Genomic DNA, 2,728 nt, shown 5'->3' with positions numbered 1-2,728 from the left:
TACATAAGCGAGTAACACACTGTTCATAAGTAATCATACCTAAAATATCAATCGGAAGGTATGTTAAATTTTCAAAAAAAAAATTATCAATAATTATTTTAGATTTTCTAAAATTAACATAATACACGTTATACGAAATGTGGTATAATTTATTTTGAAATTCAAATACTTATTTCAAAGTTTATAGCCCATCTTCCCCAAGGTGGGCTTTTTTTATGACTTTTCACGTTCCACGATCAATAAATAAACAATGTTCCACGGTTTTGATTAGTCTGATTAAATAGTCCTATCATCCATAGGGCTTGAAAAAACGGCTCCAGAAGCCCCTTTTTTCAGGTTCAGGCTCTACATGCTCTGGAACAGGTATTCGCTTATTCTCGAGTATCTCTGATTCTTTAGGTGGCATTGCTATCACTTCTGCTGCTGGTTCAGGCTGTACTGATCCAGAATCTCCAGATTGATTGGTATTGGGTTTTGGTGCTTCCAATAGGCGTTGCATCGTTTCAATCTGATTTTGATAAAAGGACTCCCTATCTTTAGCATCATCAAGCTGATTTTTTAGCATGTCTATCTGCTGTCTAAGCAGTAAAACTTCTGCCGAGTTTGGACTGTCTATTTTTACAGGTTCTTTTACATCCTGTTTTTTAGCAGGCTCTCCAAATACACGGATAGCTTCTGATAAATCAATTTTATTATCAGAATTTTTACTTAAAATTCCTTTGTTTATGTTGTTGTAAATTGTTTGTCTATTAATTCCATATAACTTTGATAACTCTATAACTGAAAGACTTTTCATGATGTAAAACTATGCCTAAACCTGTCAAAAGTGGATGTCTAATAGACTGTCTATTTTTACAATAGGTTGATTTAATTTTACAGGTGTTTTGTCTAAATTTGCCTAAAATTAGGCATGGTTTGTCTAACTTATTAGCTGAAATCAAAAAAAACATGGATTTAAATTTTTGTTCAAAAAACAGACAAATAGATTAATTTTAAAAATCAAAGAAGGGAACTTTCTGAAAAAAAGTTGGTAACTTTTTTTGCCTGAAAACAGATAAGAATCATAAAGATGCAAAGGGGGGTAAAAAAAGTTGGTAACTTTTGGGAAACTAGAAGGTAACTTAAATTGTTGATAGAGCAAAGAAAAACCCCAAAATGTCTTGCAACATTTTGGGGTTTCGCTTTATATTTAGCGGTACGCAGTTATTTGATGGTGGAACATCAAATAACGAAGATCATAAGGTTTGGCGACCGTTATGATTTCACACTAAGGCTTGTACCTGTCCGATTATTTTTACAGTTATGTGCAGTAATTACAAGTCCCAACCTGAAAAACTTCGTTATTGATATTTTTCGTGTCCATTAAATAAGCAATACTTTTGTATTTCGAGCTTTGCCTGCTTCTGCGTGCCCATTTTTTATGGTTGGCATGCGGTGCATGTGGAGGGAATAAGTGTCACTGGTGCATCGTAGCGATCGTCGAAAGGCGGAACCGTTACAGGGGAATCTCACATAAACGGAGCGTTGAGAGTAGTTGTATAGGTTGGTTAAGTTGCATGTTGGGGAAACCCTCGCAGAGATACGGCCATACTTCGACAAGGAGCGCGTGGGGGAAGGTGCAAGACCTTTAGTCCTTGTCTGCATAGTCAGCAAAACTATGTGCGGATACGACCGATGCGTGGCTCCGTCAGCCCGACAGGTAAATCGGCAATACTTAAGGGATGTGTCATTTTTTTAAGTGATAGCCCTTAGGGAGAGTATTGCCGAAACTCACTCAACGTTCACCATCAGCCCGAGCAAAGCGAGGGGTGTGGTGATCTTGAGTGAGTGAGAGCACTTAGTAGAATGCTTTTATTTATCTTAGACTTGTCGAGAATACTGTTTAAACGCAAAAAATAGAGTGTTACAGCTCGGTTAAGGTAATTTTGGTATTAATCCATATGGTTGTGTTTATAGTTGCTTAAAACGCAAAATAGAGCGTTTTAAAGATGAACGACTAAGCCTTTTCAGGCTTAGTCGTCATTTTTAAAAATGAATGCATGTGATTAATCTGCACCGACACCATTAAACAGAGCTATTTCTGTTTAATTCTCAGTTAAATTTCATAACATACAAAAATTTTTCCACGGATTACCAGTCCGCTTGCAGTCACCACAACTGCTATTTTTTTCACTAAATCAAACCTATAATCGGCTCAACCTTTCATTACTCATGTATACGCTTACGTTTTTATTCGCTCGAATATTCATGCTCCCGACAGCAATGTCGCTTTACTCAATTGATCTCCCATCCTCTAAAATTTGTCTAAATCTTACAGTCACCAACTAAAAGAATTAAATAAACAAATATTTAGCGAACTTCCCGTATTAGTCTTAATTGTCAATTTGATGCCCGACTTCTCGCTTTCGCTCAAGTCTTACTCGTTGCACTCGTCTCTTCCTTTGGCTCTTCATGGGGAGTTGTTCCAAGACCCCACTTACAGCCGACTAAAGACTCTTTAGAGTTACCGTGCTATCAAAATTTTCAGCAAAGCAACTATCAGTTTTCACTGTAGATGCCGTTACAGGCTTAAGCTATCCGACGAATCTTGCTTATGTATTCACAAGTACCCGATGTCCATGACCCTTTTAGAATCTGACATCTGACAGTTTTTCTCTGTCTTGATCGCCTTTCGGCTCACTTTTAATCGCCCACCTGTGCTGTGCCCATCCCAAAATCACTCATGAAA

1 protein-coding gene is annotated in these 2,728 nt (G+C 37.3%); it reads right to left on the bottom strand.

Annotated features, from left to right (window positions below; all coding sequences use genetic code 11):
- Positions 1-289 precede the first annotated feature (289 nt).
- Positions 290-796 (bottom strand): plasmid replication DNA-binding protein, encoded by a 507-nt coding sequence (locus HYG89_RS15755; RefSeq protein ID WP_178868351.1) that lies wholly within the window; start codon positions 794-796, stop codon positions 290-292.
- Between the last annotated feature and the right edge of the window lie 1,932 nt (positions 797-2,728).

Source organism: Acinetobacter sp. SwsAc5 (genome assembly GCF_013391485.1).
GTDB lineage: Bacteria > Pseudomonadota > Gammaproteobacteria > Pseudomonadales > Moraxellaceae > Acinetobacter > Acinetobacter towneri.
The sequence above is the reverse complement of the archived record's forward strand: the minus strand, read 5'-3'. Positions and strand labels throughout refer to the sequence as shown.